The sequence below is a fragment of the Zhouia amylolytica AD3 genome, assembly GCF_000511935.2.
Classification (GTDB): Bacteria; Bacteroidota; Bacteroidia; order Flavobacteriales; family Flavobacteriaceae; genus Zhouia; species Zhouia amylolytica.
Genome location: NZ_AYXY01000001.1, coordinates 455,057 through 478,046, shown reverse-complemented (window position 1 = coordinate 478,046; position 22,990 = coordinate 455,057). Strand labels below are relative to the sequence as shown.

The following is a 22,990-nucleotide window of genomic DNA, read 5'->3' as shown; positions in this document are numbered from 1 at the left end:
ACTCAATCTGTAAATACTTTTGTACTTTGAATAAAACTAATCAGAAGTATGAGATCGCAGGATTTATTAAACATTGCAAAAGAATATGGGAGTCCGGTGTATGTCTATGACGCCGAAAAAATCGCTTCTCAATATGAGAGGCTTACTTCTGCTTTTAAAAAAGTAAAACATCTCAAATTAAACTATGCTGCGAAGGCATTAAATAATATATCAATCCTTAAGTTTATGAACAGTCTGGGAAGCGGTTTAGATACCGTTTCTATTCAAGAAGTTCGCTTAGGGCTACTCGCAGGATTTAAACCGGAGGATATCATTTACACTCCAAACGGGGTTTCTCTGGAAGAAATTGAACAAGTCGCTGCATTAGGAGCACAAATAAACATCGATAACCTATCCATATTGGAGCAATTTGGTACCAAACATCCAAATGTCCCTGTATGTATCCGTATTAACCCGCATGTAATGGCTGGGGGAAATAGTAATATATCTGTAGGTCATATCGATTCAAAATTCGGCATAAGCATCCATCAAATACCGCACCTCTTGAGGATTGTAGAAAACACCAACATGAAGGTTAATGGTATTCACATGCATACTGGTAGCGATATTCTTGATATCGAAGTATTTTTATATGCCTCTGAAATACTGTTTGAAACCGCAAGAAATTTTAAAGATTTAGAATTTATAGATTTTGGTAGCGGATTTAAAGTGCCTTATAAAGAAGGTGATATTGAAACCAACGTTGAAGAGCTCGGTAAGAAACTTAGCAAAAGATTCAACGACTTTTGTAAAGAATATGGTAAAGACCTGACACTCGCTTTTGAACCGGGTAAATTTCTGGTAAGTGAGGCAGGACATTTTTTAGCATCAGTAAATGTTGTGAAGCAAACTACCTCTACCGTCTTTGCTGGTATTGACACCGGATTTAATCATTTAATTCGTCCAATGCTATACAACGCCCAGCACGACATTCAGAACATCTCAAACCCGGATGGTAAAGCGCGATTCTATTCTGTTGTGGGATACATTTGTGAAACAGATACCTTTGCCAATAATAGAAGGATTAATGAAATATCCGAAGGGGATATACTATGTTTTAAAAATGCTGGAGCTTATTGTTTTACAATGTCTAGTAATTACAATTCCAGATTCAGGCCAGCCGAAGTACTTTGGTATAAGAATGAAGCACATTTGATAAGAAAACGTGAAACTTTTGATGATTTAATTCGCAATCAGGTAGAGGTTAATTTTAACACACCTTCAGAAACCGATAAAGAATTGATTAAACCTTAATTTTAATTAGTTTCCAAATAAACCCAAAGCGCCAAATGTAAGTTTGGCGCTTTTTTTATGACTGAAACTCCTAAAGGTTTTTATTATCTTTGAAAAAATACAGCTTATCATTGCTTTTGAAAAACTATCATCTGCTGTGATCAAAATCTGTATTCTTTTTATAAATCTAAAAATCACTCAAATGTGAAGAAACAATTAATCTCTTCACCCCATATTGAAAAAACTATATAAATGAAAATGAAATTTATACTTACAGCTTTTCTAACCTGCTTCATTGCACTCTCAACTTCTTCATTTAAAAACAATGCTACTGAGATTGAATGGATGAGCTGGGAAGAAGCTATCAAAAAATCTGAGACCGATAAAAATCCTAAAAAAATATTTATTGATGTTTACACCGATTGGTGTGGATGGTGTAAAAAAATGGATAAAGACACCTTTAATCATTCCGAAGTAGCAAGTTATATGAATGATAATTTCTATATGGTTAAATTAGATGGTGAAGGAAAAGAGGATATTGAATATAAAGGCAACACTTTTAAATATGTTTCTTCAGGAAAAAGAGGCTATCATGAATTAGCCGCTTCCCTGCTACAAGGAAGACTAAGCTACCCCACAGTGGTCTTTCTGGATGAAAATCAGAAAATGCTATCACCGGTACCGGGCTATAAAAAACCAAAAGAGTTTTTAATGATTGCTAAATTCTTTGGCGATAATATCTATTTGGATAAAACATGGGAAGAATATCAAAAGGAATTTAAATAATGTGCTAACGAACTTAATGTAACTTTTTTAATCAAGTCCCTTTGTTTTTCCTGCATAAAAATCCGTATCTTTAAGTTCTTCCCCAATTGATAGAAGAACATAAAAAAATGATCATGAAAAAACTTTCTTTCGATCAATTCACAAAACGGATTTACATAAAAGCAAACCTGAAAAAGCTTTACTGGTGCTGGGCCACAGAAGAAGGCATTACAGCATGGTTTCTGCACACTTCTATTTACTCCAGAAATGGAAACAAACTAAAACCATATGAGTTTGTGGAGGCAGGCGATAATTACACTTGGAAATGGCATAATTGGGATGGAGAAGAGAATGGCCATATCATAGAAGCGAATGGAATTGACAAAATTGTTTTTTCCTTTGCTGGTGAATGCGAAGTAGAGGTAACACTTAAAAAGAGTGATGGTGCCACTTTACTCACCCTTACCCAATCTAAGATCCCTTTAGATGAGGATAATAAACTTAAAATTCATTACGGATGCAGTAATGGATGGACATTTTGGTTGGCAAATCTAAAAGCCTTTCTTGAATATGGAATTCATTTAAATGAAACCGAAATTGATCTCCGCAATAAAGATTTAGCAGGTTATGAATTTGTTAATATGTAAGTAATCGCTATGAGCAATCCCAATGTTAAGATCAGTAGTGTACAAATTCTTTCTAACGATTGGTATACCCTAAAAAAAGTACATTTTCAATATAAAACAAAAGACGGCATAACTCAATCCCAAAGCCGAGAGGTTTATGACCGTGGTAATGGAGCGGTAGTTCTTCTTTACAACAAAGGAACAAAAAACATCATACTTACTAAACAATTTAGAATGCCAACCTACCTCAATGAAAATCCCGATGGCATGATGATCGAAGCTCCGGCAGGCGTGTTGGATGAAGACGATCCCTCAGATTGTATAAAAAGAGAAATTGAAGAAGAAACAGGATTTCGTGTCAAAAAAGTAAAAAAACTTTTCGAATCTTACACCTCTCCCGGAGCGGTAACTGAGATACTTCATTTTTTCATAGCATATTACACATCCGACATGAAGGTTAATGAAGGAGGTGGAAAAGAAGATGAGCACGAAGACATCGAAGTACTTGAAATCTCTTTTCAAAAAGCACTGGATATGCTACACTCCGGAGAAATTAAAGATGCCAAAACTATGATGCTATTGCTTTATGCGAAAGCCTACAACAACCTCTTATAACCTCCCTAAACGCATATACATCGGAAAAGAAACCTTTTCCTTTTTCTGCCAAAAAGAAGCTAAAGAAGCTATAATCTCCTCAGTCGGATCCTTATGGCAATTATCAATATAACGCTGCACAGCCGACCATGAATAAAAATACCCCCTTAAATCATCCAAACTCCAGGTGTAAACCGATTTAAACTCCGGGCATACAATTTCGTTAAAAGGAAAATCAATATCCCTGTAGCCATGATCTAAAAGCTTTCTGTTTGAGGCAAAGAAATTCGAAAACATTAATTCATAAAATCGATCTATCTGCTTTCTTGCCTCATTGTCTTCAACTTTCACCCTACCATACCATATCACCGCGATCAACCCATTAGGCCTTAACACCCTTTTAACCTCTTTAAAAAATAACTCCGTGTCAAACCAATGTAAAGCCTGTGCCACAGTAACCAAATCAAAAAAGGCATCATTGAAAGGAATTGTTTCTGCCGGAGATAGACTGTAGCAAATATTATTTCTCTCAACAGCATTACTCAATTGTTTAACACTTACATCAATGGCATAAACCCTTTGGAAATATTCTGTAAGTTTTTCGGCAAAAATTCCAGTTCCGGTACCACAATCACAAGCACGCATATTGTCCGAAACATAACGCATTAGAAATTCGTATAAGGTATCCGGATACCTGGGTCTGTATTTAGCATATAAATCACTTTGTTTCGAAAAAATCTGAGAATTCATCTCATAAAGATACATGCTCTTTAATAGAATTTATATCTTAATGTCAGAAATAAACGTATGTAGTATTACAAAATCACTTCCTAAGCAACAGAAGCATGCAAGAACAGTCCCTCTATTATATAGCTGTTGTCCCCCCTGAGAATGAAGCAAATCAGGTAAAATCAATCAAAGAAGAATTGAAGTGTCGATATGGAATTCAACATGCACTGAAATCACCGGCGCATATCACACTTCAGATGCCCTTTCGAAGAAGCAGCACTGATGAAAATTTAATGATAAATACCCTTAAGGCATTTGCTGCAAAGAGACTTAGCTTTAATGTGAGCCTTAACGGCTTTAATCACTTTTCCAATCGGGTAATCTTCATTAGCGTTGAAGATCACCAACCGCTTATTACCCTGCACAATGTTTTAAAAAATACGCTAATTGCTTCCTTAAGCTTTACTGAAAAAGAAACCTCCGGCCCATTTCATCCCCATGTTACCATTGCCCACAGAGACCTTACACCTGAAATTTTTAATGCGATTTGGGCCACCTATAAAGCAAAAGATTTTACTATCACATTTAGAATAGATTCGCTTTGCCTGCTCAAACACAATGGAAAGAAATGGGATATATTCAAATCATTCCCTTTTAAATCAGATATAAAATCTTATTTTTGATTTAAATTAAGGTTTAGCTTGAAGCTAATTAAAAAGGAATTGTGTGAAAATCACAAGCTGACGCGCAACTGTAAATAACCATTTTTTTATGAAGATGTCACTGTTATTTTAATAATGGGAAGACCTTAAAAAAGTTATAAGCCAGGAGACTTGCCTTTACAAATAAAAACCAAAGTGCTTTCGCGTTTTAAAGCCAGGTCTGTGTTTTAAACCTTCCTGTACACTATAATTTAGTGTTATTGCTTTGATTCCTGCTGCACATAAAAAACATTAAAGGTGATGAAAACTTTAAAGTCATCAGGAGCTCCCTTGGTATGTTGGGATATTTATGGATCATTTATGAAAGACCAAACAAACCTGATCAACAAACAAAACGATCTCGAAGTACTTTCCTATTTGAAGAAATTAAACCGTTGGAAAACCGATATCCATTCAATAGTAGATCAAGTCCATTACGATGCATTAGTACTCACTGACACAAAGCAGGAAATAAAATGGATAAGTAAAGGCTTTAAACAGATGACCGGGTATTCTATAAAAAACACCATAGGAAGAAAACCTAAATTCCTTCAAGGTAAAGACACCTGCCCTACCACTCTAAACTTTATAAGAAGAATGTTAAGAGAACAAGTTCCGTTTTCTGCAAAACTTACGAACTACAGAAAAAATGGAGAAGCATACCATTGCCAAATTAATGTTATTCCACTAAAAAACAACCAAAACAGAACCACACATTTTATAGCGCTAGAAAATGAAACCCAATATAATAGATAATAGAAAAGTCACATCTGAAACAAGAATTTTCAAAGCTGTTTTCCCCAATACAACCAACCATTACGATACTCTTTTTGGTGGCACAGCTATGCAGCTTATGGACGAAACGGCATTTATTACTGCTACTCGATTTAGCAGACAACGCATGGTTACTGTAAGTAGCGACCGAATTGATTTTAAAAAACCTATACAAGCCGGAACGATTGTTGAACTTATCGGAAAAGTAAGCTCAGTTGGTAATACTAGTCTAAAAGTAAGAGTTGATATTTTCACGGAAGAAATGTATTCAGAGAAAAAAGAAAAATCTGTTTCTGGTGAATTTACCTTTGTAGCTATTGATGAAAATAAAAAACCAACCAATATTCTATAGCAACCATACATTTCCGTATCTTGAATTCAAATCACACTAAACTAAACAGATATGAATCAAGACAAAAATTTTCTGAACAGAAGGCGGTTCATCAAACAATCTTCAATATTTGCAATAACCGCAGGGTCGGCAATAACCTTCCCGGTAAACAGCTTTGCCAACTCTAGCATTAACACCTTCAATAATGATTTTAACATCATAGGTCCGAAAACAGGCTTCTCACCTCAAGTCGGAACCCTCGTTTCCATGCTCAACTGGATGCGTCATGTAATTTTGATGCCGGTACAAGGGATGAGCATAGAAGATCTTGATTATATCTATGATGAAAATTCAAATAGTATCGGAGCTATGTTACTCCATTTAGCAGCTACCGAACGATTCTATCAGATACACACATTTGAAGGGAAGAAATGGGGAAACTGGTCAAAAGAAGATATTAAAGAATGGTCCGTTGCTTCGGGGTTGGGAGAAGAAGCAAGAAAAACTATAAAAGGCCATGAACTTGGTTACTATTTAGACAAATTAAACAAGGTTAGAGAAAACTCACTTTTAGAACTGGCAAAAAAAGATGATGATTGGCTATTAACCGTCGATGATGATTGGCCATGGGGTCCTACCAATAATTACTGCAAATGGTTTCACGTATGCGAACATGAATCTAACCACAACGGACAGATAAAATGGATAAAAAGCCGACTTCCATCGCAATCCAAATAGTATCGACACCTAACCAAAAGATCAGGACTTATACATCTTAAACCTGTAAATTTAATGATTCGAAATCGATTTAGAGGCCCCTTTTGGATATCTGATGCTTTCAACTATCTCTCCGATTTCATCTGGTGGCCTTTTGGTCACTCTGGAAACAATGATGGCAACAATAAAATTGAGCAACATACCCACAGTACCAAATCCCTCTGGTGAAATCCCAAACCACCAGTAATCCGCTCCCGAAGTCGCCGGATCACCGATCCATTTTAACCTGAATTTGGCTATATAAAAACAAGTCACAAGGAGCCCCAAAACCATTCCTGCAATGGCTCCCTCTTTATTCATTCGTTTTGAAAATATACCGAGCACAATAGCCGGAAAGAAGGAAGCTGCTGCTAGGCCAAAAGCTAAAGCCACAACAGAGGCTACAAATCCAGGAGGATGAATTCCAAAATACCCGGCAACACAAACCGCCACCAACGCTGATCCCCGCGCTGCCCACAGTTCTGTTTTCTCAGAAATATCAGGCATAACCATCTTCTTTAATAAATCGTGAGAAACAGAAGATGAAATAACCAGTAATAAACCCGCAGCAGTAGATAGCGCTGCAGCCAATCCCCCGGCAGCCACCAGAGCTATTACCCAATTTGGTAACTTCGATATTTCAGGGTTTGCTAAAACAATAATATCCCTGTCAATATACAATTCATTAGCCTCCGGATCTGCCAAATATTGAATTTTACCATCATTATTTTTATCACTAAACTCCAACAAACCCGTTAACTCCCACTTTTTAAACCACCCGGGCATTCCCTCATAAGGTTGCTCACTCACCGTTTCTATCAAATTAGTCCTTGCAAATACCGCTATCGCAGGAGCTGTAGTATATAGAATCCCTATAAATATCAAGGCATAAAGTGCAGACTTACGAGCATCCCTTACTCTTGGAACAGTAAAAAACCGGACAATAACATGAGGAAGGCCCGCCGTACCAAGCATTAACGCCGCTGTTATAAAAAACACATCCGTAGTAGACTTACTGCCACTTGTATATTCATGAAACCCCAACTCCCGATGCAAACCATCCAACTTATCCAATAAAAAAGATCCGTCAGCTCCAACGTCACCGAAACCAAACTGAGGTATTGGATTACTGGTCATCTGAATAGACAGAAAAAATGCAGGAACCATGAAAGCAAATATCAAAACGCAATATTGAGCAACCTGGGTATAGGTTATTCCTTTCATTCCCCCCAATACTGCGTAGAAAAGCACAATAGCCATCCCAATAAACACTCCCGTATTTACATCAACCTCTAAAAACCTTGAAAATACAACCCCAACACCTCGCATTTGCCCGGCCACATAAGTGAAGGACACAAACAAAGCAGATATAACAGCTACAAGTCGTGCAATATTCGAGTAGTAGCGATCACCAATAAAATCAGGCACCGTAAACTTCCCGAATTTTCTTAAATAAGGAGCCAATAACAAGGCCAGTAAAACATAACCTCCGGTCCACCCCATCAAATATACAGAACCGTCATATCCAGCAAAAGAAATCAAGCCGGCCATCGAAATAAAGGAAGCTGCAGACATCCAGTCAGCTGCTGTGGCCATCCCATTTGCTAACGGTGATACGCCACCTCCGGCAACATAAAATTCCTTAGTAGATCCAGCTCTACTCCATATAGCAATACCAATATAGATCGCAAATGTAATAGCAACTAATAAGTAGGTCCAGGTTTGAACATTCATAAAAATCAGTCTTCGTTAAGTTCGTATTTTTTGTCAAGCTTATTCATTAGATAGACATATACAGCTATCAATATCACAAATACATAAATAGAGCCTTGTTGGGCAAACCAAAAACCTAACTTAAACCCCCAAAGACGGATGCTATTAAGTTCTTCAACTAATAAAATACCAAACCCATAAGAGACCATAAACCATAGTGTCAGAAGTATAAATAGGTACTTTAAATTATGCCTCCAATATTTTTTTAAAAGTTCATTATCCCTAACCATCTTTAATTTAAATTTTGATTTACCATTTAACAATAATAAAAAACAATATTCAAAAAATATGATTGACCCTTGTGTTTTTATCAAATTACACCAAAAAAACTACAAGATGCAATAGCACATAAAAATCAATAACTACAGCAATTGACAAAATTAAGCGTCCCCTTTTTTTAAACACAATCATTCCCCCCTCAAATCATGAAAAATTTATTGACGAAGCACCTAAAACCGATTGGTTAATTCACTAATATCATGTATCTTATAGTCACTTTCTAAAAGATCTTCATCATGATTGACAAATTTATGGAAGAAGCTATAAAACAGGCTCAAAAAAGTGCTCAGGAAGGAGGAATCCCTATAGGAGCTGTACTAGTATTAGATGAACAAATAATAGGTCGAGGTCACAATCAACGTATCCAAAAAGGAAGCCCGACTTTACACGCGGAAATAGACTGTTTGGAAAATGCTGGCAGATTATCTCCTGAGGAATACAAAAGATCTAAACTATATACCACGCTTTCCCCATGTCACATGTGCAGTGGGGCAGTTTTATTGTATAAAATTCCCGAAGTAATTATTGGTGAAAATATTTCATTTTTGGGTGCCGAAGAACTGCTAAAAAAAAACGGTGTGAAACTTTATGTCTTTAACGATGAGCGTTGTGTAAAAATAATGAAAGATTATATCGAAGATAACCCGAAACTCTGGAAAGAAGATATCGGAGAAAAATAATTCAATTATGAAATACTTCAGCATCATAATTTTATTAATCTCAGCTAGCATGACCTGCTGTAAAAGCGAGACAACTCAAAAAAACAACTCCGAAGGCACAGTGTTTTTGAATGAACTTCAAAATCAAAAAATCATTGACCTCACTTATTCATTTTCTAACAAATCAATATACTGGGTTACCGCAAAAGAGTTTGAATTACAAGTGGTTGCACAAGGACAAACTGACAAAGGGTTTTATTATGCTGCTAATAATTTCTCTACTGCAGAACACGGTGGAACCCATATCGATGCTCCCAGACATTTTTATGAAACCGGACAAACTGTAGACCAAATCCCCTTGTTCAATCTAATCGGCAATGCCATTAAAGTTAATGTCGTTCATAACACAAAGAACAACCCAGATTATCAGGTAAGTATTGATGACTTTAAAAATTGGGAACAACAGCATAATCAACCAATTCCGAATGGATCTATAGTAATTATTGAAACGGGTTTTGGAGCCTTTTATCCCGATAAACAAAAATATTTAGGAACCGTAAACAGAGGACCAGAGGCAGTTAAAGAGCTACATTTCCCTGGCTTATCACCAGAAGCTGCCTCCTGGCTTATTACAGAACGTAATATAAAAGCCGTTGGCTTAGATACACCAAGCATTGATTATGGAAAATCACAAGATTTTAAAAGCCATGTTATTCTGATGAGTAAAAATATTCCGGTTTTTGAAAATGTCGCTAATGTTGAACAACTACCGGATAGGGGATTTCAAATTATAGCACTACCCATTAAAATTGAAGGCGGTAGCGGTGGACCGTTGAGAATTATTGCCATTTTGGATGAACAAGCACCATATTACTAGTGGTAAAAGAATAAAATGAATGATTCAGGTAAAAAATCGATAGTTTATAAAAGCCCGGCATGGATAATAGCTGTAATTACAGCCTTAGTTTCTTTTATTCTCCCATTCATCTTTGCTGGAATGCTATTCCTGCTTGGAAAGCTCATCGGAATTTCAAATGAAGAAACAGGAAACTTTTTAGCCTACCTTCTAACTGGTATGGTAATAGCTCTAATGTGTTTCTTAATATGTAAGGCCCATCCCAAAGCTATTTGGTATGCACCAGTTATTTGTAACGCCATAACACTATGGATTGGTATTGGTCACCTTCTTAAAGGCAACTCCGCTATTACCATTCCGTTTGCAATTGGATGGTTCATTTCTATTGTGGCCGGAATCGCAGGCAAAAATGCAGGTAATACGAGCATCCCTGAACAACTAAATAAACCATGACATCAATCATTAAAACAATATAAACATGAACCTATACAATAAATATCTACTGCCAAAATTAATCGATTGGACTTGCAAGCAAAAGCCAAATCGATTACAGCGACAGAAGATTGTTCCATTAGCACACGGTAATGTATTGGAAATAGGTGTCGGCTCTGGATTAAACCTCCCTTTCTATGACAATGAAAAAGTAAAACATCTTATCGCCATCGATCCCTCATTAGAAGTTTGGAAACAAAACAATAATGACCCTAAAATACTTGGACTTCAATTTGACTTTTTAAGAGCATATGCAGATAACCTGCCCATAGAAAACAATGCCATAGACACAGTTGTCACCACATACACCATGTGTTCTATTAAAAATCTCGAACAAACTTTCATAGAATTACGAAGAGTCTTAAAACCTTCGGGGAAACTACTATTTTGTGAACACGGGAAAGCACCTGATAAGAATATTCAAAAATGGCAAAACCGAATCAATCCATTATGGAGGCGATTAGGAGGAGGATGCAATTTAAATCGTGACATTCCCGATATCATTAATAAAAATGGATTTATCATTCCCGACCTCCATACCATGTATATCCCGGGATGGAAACCCGCCAGTTTTAACTTTTGGGGAACCGCCTACCTAAAATGATAATGTATAAATATCTTTTAAATCAAAAACACCGCTTTCGAAGTAACTCAGGTTTTCTCCAAACCAAATAAATCATTATAATTCAATCGGTATATAAAAATCAACTACGGCCTTTTTTTCAGGATGCTCATTGAAGTTGTTATGATAAACTTCAAAAGGATTTGCAGCTGTTTTCTTATATCCATTTTCATTCATCCATAAAAAAAGACCCGTCCACGATTTTTCAAATTCATCCAATCCAATCTCAAAACAACCAACGATAAAAGTGCCTTTAGTTATTGAAGTCAACCCAACCTCTCCATAGAGTTTAACTGGTTTTCGCAGCAAAATAGCCGCACTCATCCTTACTTTTCTGGCCTCTGTCACCTTAAAACTATCATGATATATAGTCACCATTTTGGTATGCTCATTCATTAACCCTTGAGGCGTGGCCCAGCGAATCAATTTATCATACGCATTTTCTAATCCCGCAGGACCATTACATGACACATATGCTAAATCCATATTAGGTACATCCTGAATTTGAATTTTTGCGTTCATCTTTATCCATTTTTTAAGATTATTAATAACGCAAATGTATTTAGAACGATCAGGATAAACTTGTCCATTCTTGCTTTCAAGTTGACGAATCTTACTCAACCTGTTGGGATTTTGCTTTTTAAATAAAATCGGACTTACCCCATAATATTTTTTAAAAGCTCTGGAATAGGAAGAATTGTCACTAAATCCATAAGTATGAGCTATCTCAGTGGTAGACACATTTTTATGCAATAAATCTAAAACCGACTTTTCAATGCGACGTCTGGCTACATAAACATTCAGTGTCTCACCCAACATAAGTTTAAATATGCGATGAAAATGAAATGGAGAAAAACAGGCAACCTCAGAAACCACCCCTAAAGACAAATCTGATCCCAGGTTATTATCGATAAAGTCAAAAACGCGGTTAAGTCGTCTTATATATTCGGTATGTATTGCTTCATCCCTAACCTCCATATGCACTATACCCTTCCTAAATTAATCTTTAAGATCTTGAAGTCATTAAAATTCAGCTATCCGTTCCTTGGCAGCAAAAAATTCAATCATCATATCTTCAATAATTTGAGCTGCCGGCTTAATATCATGGATAAGCCCAGAAATTTGTCCTATTTCTAATTCGCCTTCATCCAAATCTCCTTCAAACATTCCTCGCTTTGCCCTTGCTCTTCCTAAAAGCGCTTTAAGCTCATTTACCGATGGACCCTTTTGATATAAAGACTCCACATCCCGAAAGAATTTATTTTTAAGCATTCTAACAGGAGCCAATTCTTTCAAAGTCAATTTGGTATCACCTTCCTTGGCAGCTACAACCAGCTCCTTGAATTTACTATGAGAAGAAGCCTCCTCACTGGCAACGAACCTGCTTCCCACTTGTACAGCATCAGCCCCTAAAACCATAGCAGCTAACATTCCACTACCAGTGGCTATACCCCCGGCAGCAATTAAAGGAATTTTAATCTGTTCCTTAACCATAGGAATTAAAGTAAAAGTTGTGGTCTCTTCTCTTCCATTATGTCCCCCCGCTTCAAAACCTTCAGCAACAACTGCATCAACGCCCGCTTCCTGCGCCTTTAATGCAAACTTAACACTACTGACAACATGCACTACAGTAATCCCATTCTCTTTTAAAAAAGCTGTATATGTTTTTGGGTTCCCTGCAGAAGTAAAAACAATACGAACTCCCTCATCAACTATAATCTTCATGAGCTTATCGATATCCGGATATAGCATGGGTATATTTACTCCAAAAGGCTTGTCGGTTGCATGTTTACATTTTTGAATATGTTCACGCAATACTTCAGGATACATCGATCCGGCTCCAATAATGCCTAAACCTCCTGCATTTGCAACGGCGGAAGCTAACCGCCAACCACTGGCCCAAATCATTCCCGCTTGAATAATAGGGTAATTAATTTGAAATAAATTGGTAATTCTATTTTGCATTATTGCTTGATAATTTTTAGTGTTTTTTCTGCGTTTTTTGAAGTTATTTTAGCAATATAAACACCACTATTCAAATGGGCAATGTTTATCTGATTATTTCTTGATGAAATATCCTTATTAAAAACCCATTTACCGAGTATATCGTACAGGTTAATTTCTGCATATTTGATTTGCTCAGGAAAAACAACCTCAAATTTACCCGAAGTTGGATTTGGAAAAACACTGAACTCTACGGAGGCAATTTCCTGTGAAAAATTAGCACCAGCAACCCAAAAACCTAAATTTGGAATTCCAAAACCATAAAGATTATTAGGATGATCATAAAGATGCCCGCTTTTTCTAACCAATTGAATTATCGCCTCATTGGAAAGTGATGGATTAGCTTGCCACAAACATGCCACAGCCCCAGCCACAACAGGTGATGAAAAAGAGGTTCCATTTGCATAACGCATGGAATCATCCGGTAATATTACTGCAGTGGCAACACCTTGAGCCATAACATCTGGCTTAACCCTTAGGTCAGCCGTTGGCCCTCTGGAACTAAAAGAGGCATAATTCCCCTCCGCATCTACCGCACCTACCGTGAGTACATCTGCGTCAGCCGGCGCCGTAACAATCTCCCAGGCTAAATTATTTCCTTCGTTTCCTGCAGAGGTCACCAAAAGCATCCCTTTGTCTAAAGCAATCCCGGCACCTTTTGATATAAATGTGGTCTGACCGTCCATCTCTTCTGGAAAATAACTATAATCAGGGTTATCAAAAGTACTATACCCAAGAGATGTATTGATTATATCCACACCTAAACTATCTGCACGCTCTGCAGCTTCTACCCAATAACTCTCCTCCACCGGTGTTTCCTGTTCTGCCTCCTCGGTCCTGAATAATACATACGAAGCATCAGGGGCCGAACCCATATAAATATCCTTAAGGTAGGCTGCCATAGTAGATAAGACCAAAGTTCCATGCTGGTTGCCCTTATAAGAAGAAATATCAGAAGTACGATCAACAAAATCATAACTATTCAAAAACCCGTTCCCCATTCTTAATTTCCGAAACGCTTCCATGAAATCAACCCCGGGAAATCCCGCATCTAAAACAGCTATCAATATCCCCTCACCTCTAAAACCAGCATTATGAAGTTCAGGCACCCCAATTTGAGTCAATTGAGCACTTGTGTAGCCAGAATTGATTATAGTTTCTTTATCAAACTTATTTTTATATATCCTCTGAGATTCACTCCGGCTTTTAAGAACTTCTCCATCATTTAACCTCTTATTGACAAAAACGATCTGACCTACAAAAGACAATCCATTTAAATTCTTAATAGCAGTAACCGAACCTGTAACATGTATACAATTAAACCATTTTGACTTAGCATGTACAGTAATTCCCTCTCGATTTGCAACCGCTGCTATATAAGGGTCATGGACAGGAACATCTTTATGGTCTATAAGAACATTATGGGCCTTTTTCCTTTCAATACTACGCGCTGATAAAATGGTCGATGGATTTTCTAACAAAGCAGACGCGTTAGGTTTATCTTTAAAGTATACCCGGGCATGTTCCTGAAAAGAGTATGCCTTAGAAACGATAATCAAAAAAAAGAGGAGTATCCATTTCATAGGTACCTATGCATTACATTAACAAATCCAGGATATGCTTAAAACGCTTTATCCAAAAAACCAACATAACATTTCAACCTAAGCCGATTATCACTCAACCCTAGTGCTCAGGTAAAATTACGAAATTACACCCGAACCTATCAATTCATCACCAATATAAAATGCCGCAAATTGACCCTCTGTAATAGCACTTTGAGGTAATTCAAAGTCTACATACAATCCACCATCAACCATATGTAAAGTAGCACTTTGTAAAGGTTGCCTGTAACGAATACGAGCCTGAACCTCTAAAGATTCATTAATTTGAAGGGCTAAATCTTCACGAACCCAATGCAGTTCATCAAGATTTACAAACAAAGTCCTCCTGAATAAACCTGGATGAGCCTTGCCCTGACCAGTATAAATTATATTCTCCGAAACATCCGTTTCAATCACAAACAAAGGCTCAGTGGTTCCTCCTACTGCCAATCCCTTGCGTTGTCCTTTGGTGAAATAATGAGCACCCTGATGTTTCCCCACAATTTTACCATCCGTTAATTGATATTGAGGCTTTTGTGAATAAAAAGATAATTCTTCCTCTATATTTTTAAATTCAGGCAACTCCTTATTATACTTACTGCTTTCAACAGGCACCTCTACAATAACACCTTCTTTAGGCTTGAGCTTTTGTTGAAGGAAATCCGGTAATCGTACCTTTCCTATAAAGCAAAGCCCTTGTGAATCTTTTTTTCCTGCAGTTATTAAATCATTCTCAGCTGCTATTTGCCGAACCTCTGGTTTTAATAAATCCCCAATAGGAAATAAAGCCTTTCCTAATTGTTCTTGTGATAATTGACATAAAAAATACGATTGATCTTTATTACTATCTTTTCCTGCCAACAATCGATAAACTTCCTTTCCGTTCTCTATAATAGTATCCTTCCTGCAATAATGACCGGTGGCAACATAATCAGCGCCCAAATCCAAAGCAATCTTCATGAATACATCAAACTTGATCTCCCGATTACAAAGAACATCAGGGTTTGGTGTACGCCCCCGTTCATATTCATTAAACATATAATCAACAATACGCTCCTTGTATTGTTCACTCAAATCAACGGTTTGAAATGGAATCCCCAACCTTTCTGCCACAATCATGGCATCATTGCTGTCTTCTAACCATGGGCACTCATTAGATATGGTAACCGAATCATCGTGCCAGTTCTTCATGAACAAACCAATCACATTATATCCTTGTTCCTTTAAAAGGTATGCAGTAACACTAGAATCTACTCCTCCCGACAAACCTACTACAACTGTTTTATCTCTATTCATCTCATTATTACACTTAAAGAATCATGAGTCGTAATGACCCATCAATACTTTCACAGATACTCCTAAAATATTCAGATTACAAAATTAAGAAATTTAAATTCTAAGCGTCTAAATATTTAATCGCTTACAATCCAATCTCCTAAAATTAAATCAATTTAAAAACGTTTAATTTTTTATAAAAAACATTAAACGTTAGTAAGCACACAATCAATGCTTCATTATCAGTGTTTTACGATTTTAAAATCATGTTAAAAGAACACTAAATTTTTAACATAACTTTGAAATTTCATTTTTGTTTAATAATTTTATAAATAAGTTAAACATAAATAAATTATAGCGTGATGAAACATTTATCAAAAATTATTCAAATTAGTATGTTAGCTTTCTTGCTGATGTTAACGTCGTGTAATGACGATGATGACGGAGGTGGAGAAATGATGACCGATCCTACAATTGCAGAGATTGCTGCAACAACACCTGAGTTCAGTTCCTTGTATGCCGCCTTATTAAAAGCAGGACTAGCTGCTACCCTCGATAGTCCGGGAACATACACAGTTTTTGCACCTACTAATACAGCATTCGATAATTTCCTGGATGCCAATGGGATTGCTACCATTGATGATGTACCAACAGATGTACTAACCAATTTATTATTGAATCACGTATTAAGTAGCGAAGTAACTTCTTCACAGATTACCACTGGCTACACTAATTCCTTGGCCACTGGACCAGACGATAACAATTTAAGCCTGTTTTTAGACACGACATCAGGCGTTGAAATTAATGGAGTAGCTTCAGTAGCAAATGGCGGAGCAGACGTAATGGCCTCAAACGGGGTGGTACATGTAGTGGACGCAGTTATCCCTACTCCTTCAGTTGTTGATCATGCCTTGGCCAACGACAACTTTTCAACCTTGGTAAGCGCGTTGACAAGACCTTCTTTTGGGTCAACTTACACAGATTTACTTTCTGGAACAGATGCGAGTCCATTTACAGTATTCGCACCAACCAACGAAGCCTTTGACAACCTTTTAATGGCACTGGGAGCAAACTCTTTAGATGATATCGATGATGAAACACTTCAAGAGGTTCTTAACTATCATGTAATCGCAGGGGCTAATGTTACTGCAGGATCCTTAACAGACGGACAAATGGCTACTACCTTTCAGGGTGAAGACCTGACTTTTGACCTTTCAGATGGAGCAAAAATTACCGACGCATCCGATGCGCAAGCCAACATCATTGCTACTGATGTACAGTGTAACAACGGTATTATTCATGCCGTAGACAAAGTATTGATACCTCAAACTGTTTGGGATGCTATAAATCCAACCATAGCAGGATTTGTTGCTATGAATGAGGATTATTCCTCCTTACTGGCAGCAGTCCAAAAGGCAGGACTTGTAGATGCTTTAAATGCAGAAGATGCTAATTTAACCGTTTTCGCACCAAATAATGCCGCTTTTGAAGCTTTCTTGAGCGCTAATGGCTTTGCTTCATTAGATGATGTCCCTGTAGATGTGGTTACTCAGATTTTACTAAATCATGTAATTAGTGGAGTGGCTCTTTCAGGAGACCTTTCTACAATGTATGCAAACACTTTGGCAACAAACGAAGACGGAGATAACCTTAGCTTATATATAAACACAGATAGTGGTGTTAGTTTAAATGGTGTATCAGAAGTTACCGCAGCAGATATTGAGGTGCGTAATGGGGTGATACATGCCGTTGATGCAGTTATTGGGTTACCAACTATTGTAACCTTCGCTACAGCTGATCCAAACTTCACTTCCTTAGTTGGAGCCCTTACTGCTGACGGTCAACCTGATTTTGTAGGAATACTTTCCGGAACAACCAATGCTCCATTTACAGTATTCGCTCCTGTTAATTCTGCTTTTGAAGCTTTAGCTTCTGTACCAAGTGGAGATGATTTAACAGCGGTACTACAACATCATGTCATTATCGAAAATAACATTCGTTCAGAAGACTTATCAGATGGAGCATCTGTCGCTACACTAGAAGGTGACAACATTACAGTAACGCTTCCTGGCACAGGTGATAATATAGCCGATCTAACCGATGGTAGCGGTAATTCCGGAATAGGAGTAATTGCCGTAGATGTTCAAGCTACAAATGGTGTCATTCACGCTATAAATGCAGTACTTCTTCCGGATACTACGAATTAATTAATAACTAGTAATTTAATTCATTCGTAAAAAAAAGCTCCGTGTTTTCACGGAGCTTTTAAATTTATTATTACTTCTTAGCATTCTTTTGCGCTTCTGCCTGTTCCATCATTTCACGCATCTTTCGCTGAAATTTACTTTCCTTCTTAGGCTTTTTCTTGTTCTCTTGAATTTTCGCATGAATTTTATCCTCATCGATCACATATTTCTTTATAAATAACATGATAAAGATGGTAATCAGGTTAGATATAAAATAATACAAACTTAATCCACTTGCATAATTGTTAAAGAAAAACAACATCAGCAATGGAGAGATATAAATCATTACTTTCATCATCTTACCCATATCCGGCATCCCCTCTTGGGTTGGTTGTTGCATCATTTGCTGTTGACCCGTAGTCATTCTCATGTAGAAAAATATAGCCACGGAAGCCAGAATAGGAAATAAACTAACATGATCTCCATAAAAAGGAATTTTAAATGGAAGTTTCGCAATGGTGTCATAAGATGATAAATCTTCTGCCCATAAAAAGCTCTTTTGCCTTAGCATGAATGCAGTAGGGAAAAACATAAACAACGCATAGAAAATCGGCAATTGCATTAAAGCAGGAATACAACCACTCATAGGATTCACACCCGCCTTTCCATACAACTTCATGGTCTCTTGCTGCTTCTTCATTGGCTGATCCTTATACTTCTCATTAATCTCATTCATTTCAGGGCGAATCACTTTCATTTTTGCTTGAGATAAATAAGATTTATAAGTGATTGGTGACATCAAAAGACGAACTAAAATAGTCATCACTATAATAGCAACACCATATGGTAAAAATGAACTTAAAACATCATAGAGCGGTGTAAATACGTACTTATTAATAACTCCAAATATCCCCCATCCAAACGGAACAGCATCCGCTAATTCCACATCTTTATACTCCTTTAAAATTTTAAAATCTGTTGGTCCATAATACCAGTTAAGGTTCTGATTAATCTCTCCACCTTGCCATTCCAACGGAATTGAAGTTGTATAAGCCTTGGTAAATTTAGCCTCGGCACTTTCCTCCTCAACAAGATCTTCAGAGGTTATATGAGCAGTTTTGAAAGGAACACTAGAAACCAAAGTAGCCATAAAAAAGTGATGTCGATAAGCCAACCATTTAGCATCCTCTATAGTTTCATCATCATTACCAGTCGGACTCAACTTACTCGTCTTGTCATCCTCGTGCTTGTAAGTCAAACGCGTGTACCTGTTTTCATAGGTAATACTCTTTGAATGTCGAATAGTTTTAAGATTCCAATCCAAAGTAACCGGCTGACTGGTATTAACCACACCACTTAAACCTTGTGATCTAATAGTGAAATCAACCATATAATCATCCGGCTTTAATTCATAGCGATACTCAAGGTACTTATCATTAGAAACCTTAAGCTTCATTGACAGAACCTGATTTTCTCCATTTTTGGTTAGCCGAGGCTCAAAAAATAAATCTTGAGTGTTTAAGTTTCTGTTGTCTGTAGTAGAAAAACTTAAATTGAAGGCAGCATTCCCATCTTTCACCAAATAAACGGGAATTGAATCATAAGTGGTGAAATTCTTCATTTTCGCCTCAACAATCTGCCCACCTTTATTGTTAATTTTAAGTTCGATGAGCTCATTAGCAAGGGTCGTAATATCATCTTTTGCTGAAGGCAATGCAGCAGAATAACCAAACGCCCCTAAGGCATCCTTGTAATTCGCCAAAGCCGCAGAATCCTGAGGTATTGTAGTTTCCGCAACACTCGAATCAACAGCATTATCCTCTAGTACTTTCGCCTTTTCTTTTTCTACTTGTTCTTGTTTAGCCTTTTCGGCCTGCAATTCTTCTTCAGTAGGTTTGTTAGTGTATAACACCCACATTAAAATGGCCCCAATAAGGACAAAGCCAACAATAGAATTGATATCAAACTTTTTTTCTTCCATCTAAATGAACTTAATTTTTTACACAACGAACGCCGAACAAAGTTCAGCGTCAACGAATACACAAAGATATATCCAAAACTCCGAATTATGCCATAGTGGCATGAGCTTTATCTTTCTTGTACTTTAATGCTGCCTTAACAAATGCCACAAACAAAGGATGTGGATTAGCTACAGTACTTTTATATTCAGGATGATATTGAACACCTACAAACCATGGATGCGATTCTAATTCAACTATTTCAACCAAGCCAGTTTTTGGATTAAACCCGGTAGCCTTAAGTCCTGCCGCTTCAATTTGTTGCTTGTATTTGTTATTAAACTCATACCTATGACGATGTCTTTCAGAAATTATTGTTTCCTTATAAACATCCTTAACTATACTTCCATCCTTTAATTCACAATCCCAGGCCCCTAATCGCATGGTCCCACCTTTGTACTCTACTCCTTGCTGATCTTCCATAAGGTCGATAACAGGATGCGTAGTTTTGGAATCCATCTCAGTTGAATTGGCATCTTCAAAACCTAGAACATTTCTTGAAAATTCAATAACAGACATTTGCATTCCAAGACAAATACCAAAGAAAGGAATGTTATGTTCTCGCGCATATTTAACAGCGTCTATTTTCCCTTCAATACCACGCTCTCCAAAACCTGGTGCAACCAAGATACCATCCAATCCAGTAATTTTTTCCGAAATGACCTTATCATCAATAAATTCAGAATGAATAGGCTCTACGTGAACTTTTACCTCGTTCTCCGCTCCAGCGTGAATAAATGCCTCTAAAATTGACTTATATGAATCTTGTAATTCAACATATTTACCAATTAAACCAATCTTAACCTCATGCTGAGGATTCTTATGACGTTGTAAAAATTGATTCCATTGAGTTAAATCTGGTTGAGCTTCCGCTGGTAAAGCTAATTTTTGAAGAGCAACCGTATCCAAACCTTCTTCGAGCATTAAATTAGGTACATCATAAATAGTTGATGCATCTATAGACTGAATAACAGCCTCACGCTTCACATTACAAAAAAGAGCTAACTTCTGTCTGAGTTCATCCGATAACTCATGCTCAGTTCGACATACTAAAACATCCGCCTTAATACCACTTTCCATTAAAGTTTTAACAGAATGTTGAGTAGGTTTTGTTTTTAATTCACCGGCAGCAGCCAAATAAGGAACTAAAGTAAGATGTATCACAATAGCATTATTATCACCAAGCTCCCATAATAATTGTCGTACCGCCTCTATATATGGTAAAGACTCAATATCACCTACGGTTCCTCCTATTTCAGTAATAACAATATCATACTCACCGGTATTTCCCAAAATCTGAATTCGATCCTTGATCTCATTCGTAATATGTGGAACTACCTGTACAGTCTTCCCTAAAAACTCACCTCTCCTTTCCTTCTCAATAACACTTTGGTAGATGCGTCCGGTTGTTACATTATTGGCTTGTGAAGTTCTTACATTAAGAAAACGTTCATAATGTCCTAGATCAAGATCCGTTTCAGCCCCATCATCGGTAACGTAACATTCCCCATGTTCATAGGGATTTAATGTTCCTGGATCGACATTAATATAAGGGTCTAATTTTTGTATGGTAGTCTTATAACCACGTGCTTGTAGCAATTTGGCCAATGAAGCCGCAATAATCCCTTTACCTAACGAAGAAGTTACACCACCCGTAACAAAAATGTATTTGGTATCTGCCATTATGAATTAAATGTTGTGTTGTTGTATTACGGCGGCAAAAGTACAAATTGCTAGCGGAATTTAACTAAAGATTTCCTTAAAAAATACAATCCAACAAAAAGAAAAACAGATCCACATAAAACCCTATATTTCAAATAATTCCAAAAAAACAAAGGAAATTAATAACGCTTTTGAATCTCCTTAATCAGCCCCTCCAAACCGTTAATCTTAATTTCGTGCATAGCCTTCATCTGCTCACCAAGTTTTCCTGCAGGGAACCCCTTCTGACTATACCAGGTGTAATATGGCTCAGGTAAATCCACAAGAAACCAATCCTTATACTTGCCAAAGGGCATTTTAGCCTTAGCAAGTTTAATCAAAAATTCATTATTTGGTAAAATCTCCAATTGATATTTATGATTTATTTACGTACTTCATTTAACTTTAAATAGGCGGTAAGCTGGTCATTTATTTTTTGCCGCCAAATTACTTGTGCAGATTCATTAACAGAAGCCTCAGTTTGTTTATCATAAATCTTTTGCACAGAGTCCATTTCCTTGGTAACATGATGGTACAACGTTTCTAACCCTTCCCCCACGTCACCTTCAAAATTTAATTCACTAATCTCATGGATTAATTTCTGAGCGTATAAGGCGGTAATATCAAAATGAAGTTGCTCATGAGCCAAAATAGCATTATTAACATAACGAGATTTATACCAACTGTCTCTGGTTGAAAAATAAGCAAATACCACTACGTCGTATTTACGATCATCACTTTCCTTTCTGGTAATAAGCTTATAGCCAATTCCACTGGAAGTTACGGCAACCGCTCTACTATCAACCACAGGCCTGCCTTTAAAATCAGCCCATGAAAGCTTTTGTCCGGCCTCCCATAGTATAATCTCCTTGGGGGCATCCTGAACAGACGCAAACAGTAAAAATAATATGAAAAATAAAAGCTTCATTAATCTTCAATACCAATTGCCATGAAATTAATCAAAAGAAGCTTTAGT

Annotated in this window: 24 protein-coding genes and 1 riboswitch; of the genes, 13 read left to right on the top strand and 11 right to left on the bottom strand. The window is 37.0% G+C overall.

Going from position 1 to position 22,990, the window contains the following annotated elements:
* Positions 1–48 precede the first annotated feature (48 nt).
* The 4 genes from lysA (at position 49) to P278_RS02360 (ending at position 3,278) form a co-directional block, all read left to right on the top strand.
* Positions 49–1,293 carry a diaminopimelate decarboxylase gene (gene lysA / locus P278_RS02375; protein WP_038261593.1) on the top strand — a complete coding sequence of 415 codons (1,245 nt, stop codon included), beginning with the start codon at positions 49–51 and terminating at the stop codon, positions 1,291–1,293.
* 237 nt (positions 1,294–1,530) lie between these two features.
* Positions 1,531–2,058, top strand: a complete 528-nt coding sequence (locus P278_RS02370) for a thioredoxin family protein (protein ID WP_038261881.1) — start codon at positions 1,531–1,533, stop codon at positions 2,056–2,058.
* A 113-nt stretch (positions 2,059–2,171) separates the two neighbouring features.
* Entirely contained in the window at positions 2,172–2,684 is a 513-nt protein-coding gene (locus P278_RS02365) for an SRPBCC family protein (protein ID WP_161808331.1), read from the top strand.
* A 9-nt stretch (positions 2,685–2,693) separates the two neighbouring features.
* Complete coding sequence (locus tag P278_RS02360; RefSeq protein ID WP_038261587.1) at positions 2,694–3,278, top strand: NUDIX domain-containing protein; 585 nt, start codon at positions 2,694–2,696, stop codon at positions 3,276–3,278.
* Here the strand turns inward: P278_RS02360 and P278_RS02355 are convergent.
* On the bottom strand, positions 3,273–4,007 hold the full coding sequence (locus tag P278_RS02355) for a class I SAM-dependent methyltransferase (protein ID WP_038261584.1): 735 nt from the start codon (positions 4,005–4,007) through the stop codon (positions 3,273–3,275). The genes P278_RS02360 and P278_RS02355 overlap by 6 nt on opposite strands.
* A gap of 95 nt (positions 4,008–4,102) precedes the next feature.
* On the opposite strand from P278_RS02355, the gene P278_RS02350 reads away from it, so the two are divergent.
* The 4 genes from P278_RS02350 to P278_RS02335 all read left to right on the top strand — a co-directional run bounded on the left by P278_RS02350 (position 4,103) and on the right by P278_RS02335 (position 6,530).
* Positions 4,103–4,669, top strand: a complete 567-nt coding sequence (locus tag P278_RS02350; RefSeq protein ID WP_038261582.1) for a 2'-5' RNA ligase family protein — start codon at positions 4,103–4,105, stop codon at positions 4,667–4,669.
* Positions 4,662–4,841: riboswitch (cobalamin riboswitch) on the top strand. Its footprint overlaps the gene before it by 8 nt.
* Before the next feature lie 107 nt (positions 4,842–4,948).
* A complete protein-coding gene (locus P278_RS02345) occupies positions 4,949–5,443 on the top strand; it encodes a PAS domain-containing protein (RefSeq protein WP_051413361.1) in 495 nt (164 codons plus the stop codon).
* A complete protein-coding gene (locus tag P278_RS02340; RefSeq protein ID WP_051413360.1) occupies positions 5,421–5,813 on the top strand; it encodes an acyl-CoA thioesterase in 393 nt (130 codons plus the stop codon). Before P278_RS02345 ends, P278_RS02340 begins: the two co-directional genes overlap by 23 nt.
* A 51-nt stretch (positions 5,814–5,864) precedes the next feature.
* Positions 5,865–6,530: a DinB family protein gene (locus tag P278_RS02335; protein WP_038261580.1), complete on the top strand. Its 666-nt coding sequence runs from the start codon at positions 5,865–5,867 to the stop codon at positions 6,528–6,530.
* A gap of 51 nt (positions 6,531–6,581) precedes the next feature.
* Here P278_RS02335 and P278_RS02330 read toward each other — a convergent pair whose 3' ends face one another.
* Positions 6,582–8,282 (bottom strand): sodium:solute symporter family protein, encoded by a 1,701-nt coding sequence (locus P278_RS02330; RefSeq protein ID WP_038261578.1) that lies wholly within the window; start codon positions 8,280–8,282, stop codon positions 6,582–6,584.
* 5 nt (positions 8,283–8,287) lie between these two features.
* Positions 8,288–8,551, bottom strand: a complete 264-nt coding sequence (locus P278_RS02325) for a DUF4212 domain-containing protein (RefSeq protein WP_038261870.1) — start codon at positions 8,549–8,551, stop codon at positions 8,288–8,290.
* A 285-nt stretch (positions 8,552–8,836) separates the two neighbouring features.
* Here P278_RS02325 and P278_RS02320 point away from each other — a divergent pair, with 285 nt between their 5' ends.
* The 4 genes from P278_RS02320 to P278_RS02305 are packed head-to-tail and all read left to right on the top strand — an operon-like array spanning position 8,837 to position 11,211.
* A complete protein-coding gene (locus P278_RS02320; RefSeq protein ID WP_200909591.1) occupies positions 8,837–9,280 on the top strand; it encodes a nucleoside deaminase in 444 nt (147 codons plus the stop codon).
* A 49-nt stretch (positions 9,281–9,329) separates the two neighbouring features.
* On the top strand, positions 9,330–10,136 hold the full coding sequence (locus P278_RS02315; protein ID WP_152973873.1) for a cyclase family protein: 807 nt from the start codon (positions 9,330–9,332) through the stop codon (positions 10,134–10,136).
* Between the two features lie 15 nt (positions 10,137–10,151).
* The gene (locus tag P278_RS02310; protein WP_038261572.1) at positions 10,152–10,568 is read left to right on the top strand and encodes a hypothetical protein; all 417 of its coding nucleotides are present in this window, start codon (positions 10,152–10,154) and stop codon (positions 10,566–10,568) included.
* 25 nt (positions 10,569–10,593) lie between these two features.
* Positions 10,594–11,211, top strand: a complete 618-nt coding sequence (locus tag P278_RS02305; protein ID WP_038261569.1) for a class I SAM-dependent methyltransferase — start codon at positions 10,594–10,596, stop codon at positions 11,209–11,211.
* Positions 11,212–11,286: 75 nt separating this feature from the next.
* Here P278_RS02305 and P278_RS02300 read toward each other — a convergent pair whose 3' ends face one another.
* From P278_RS02300 to mnmA, 4 genes are all read right to left on the bottom strand, one after another.
* A complete protein-coding gene (locus P278_RS02300; RefSeq protein WP_038261566.1) occupies positions 11,287–12,207 on the bottom strand; it encodes an AraC family transcriptional regulator in 921 nt (306 codons plus the stop codon).
* A gap of 45 nt (positions 12,208–12,252) precedes the next feature.
* On the bottom strand, positions 12,253–13,194 hold the full coding sequence (locus P278_RS02295; RefSeq protein ID WP_038261563.1) for an NAD(P)H-dependent flavin oxidoreductase: 942 nt from the start codon (positions 13,192–13,194) through the stop codon (positions 12,253–12,255).
* Positions 13,194–14,816 (bottom strand): S8 family serine peptidase, encoded by a 1,623-nt coding sequence (locus P278_RS02290; protein ID WP_038261559.1) that lies wholly within the window; start codon positions 14,814–14,816, stop codon positions 13,194–13,196. Before P278_RS02290 ends, P278_RS02295 begins: the two co-directional genes overlap by 1 nt.
* Before the next feature lie 117 nt (positions 14,817–14,933).
* Positions 14,934–16,130, bottom strand: coding sequence for a tRNA 2-thiouridine(34) synthase MnmA (mnmA, locus tag P278_RS02285; RefSeq protein WP_038261556.1), 1,197 nt, complete (start codon positions 16,128–16,130; stop codon positions 14,934–14,936).
* 341 nt (positions 16,131–16,471) lie between these two features.
* Between mnmA and P278_RS02280 the strand changes: the two genes are divergently transcribed.
* Positions 16,472–18,316 (top strand): fasciclin domain-containing protein, encoded by a 1,845-nt coding sequence (locus P278_RS02280; protein WP_038261553.1) that lies wholly within the window; start codon positions 16,472–16,474, stop codon positions 18,314–18,316.
* Between the two features lie 70 nt (positions 18,317–18,386).
* On the opposite strand, the gene yidC is transcribed toward P278_RS02280, so the two are convergent.
* The 4 genes from yidC to P278_RS02260 all read right to left on the bottom strand — a co-directional run bounded on the left by yidC (position 18,387) and on the right by P278_RS02260 (position 22,942).
* Positions 18,387–20,276 carry a membrane protein insertase YidC gene (gene yidC, locus P278_RS02275; protein ID WP_038261550.1) on the bottom strand — a complete coding sequence of 630 codons (1,890 nt, stop codon included), beginning with the start codon at positions 20,274–20,276 and terminating at the stop codon, positions 18,387–18,389.
* An 85-nt stretch (positions 20,277–20,361) separates the two neighbouring features.
* On the bottom strand, positions 20,362–21,996 hold the full coding sequence (locus tag P278_RS02270) for a CTP synthase (RefSeq protein WP_038261545.1): 1,635 nt from the start codon (positions 21,994–21,996) through the stop codon (positions 20,362–20,364).
* Between the two features lie 158 nt (positions 21,997–22,154).
* Positions 22,155–22,355 carry a DUF3820 family protein gene (locus tag P278_RS02265; protein WP_055725798.1) on the bottom strand — a complete coding sequence of 67 codons (201 nt, stop codon included), beginning with the start codon at positions 22,353–22,355 and terminating at the stop codon, positions 22,155–22,157.
* Positions 22,356–22,396: 41 nt separating this feature from the next.
* Complete coding sequence (locus P278_RS02260) at positions 22,397–22,942, bottom strand: DUF922 domain-containing protein (protein ID WP_051413359.1); 546 nt, start codon at positions 22,940–22,942, stop codon at positions 22,397–22,399.
* Between the last annotated feature and the right edge of the window lie 48 nt (positions 22,943–22,990).